1 pseudogene is annotated in these 311 nt (G+C 56.9%); it reads right to left on the reverse strand.

Annotation, left to right across the window (positions count from 1 at the left end):
• A pseudogene (locus tag M977_RS25625) lies at positions 1–311 on the reverse strand (HlyD family type I secretion periplasmic adaptor subunit); the annotation flags it as partial.

The raw sequence follows: 311 nt of genomic DNA on the forward strand, positions 1-311 counted from the left end.
TTGCTCCACGCGTGCAGTTTCAACCGAAGCGATAGTTTTGGCTCGGGTGGAAGGAATGATTTTCCCGCTCGCCGTCACAATAATGTCCACTTTGCCGAACACCGACCACAGGAACAGGCAGAGAATAATCGCCATGAGTACTCGCGCGGTCCAGCGCCCGGCCGGTGATACCGGTGCAAGTTGCAGCGCCAGCGTGGCGGGTAAAAACTCGGCTTCTTCCGCCTTCAGTTTTGGCGGAGTGAGGGTATGTCGCTGCTTCCAGAACCAGGAAAAATGGGTGCGGTAATGCTTCAGCAGCTCGCGCCATGCAG

The sequence above is a fragment of the Buttiauxella gaviniae ATCC 51604 genome (genome assembly GCF_001654835.1).
GTDB classification, from domain to species: Bacteria; Pseudomonadota; Gammaproteobacteria; order Enterobacterales; family Enterobacteriaceae; genus Buttiauxella; species Buttiauxella gaviniae.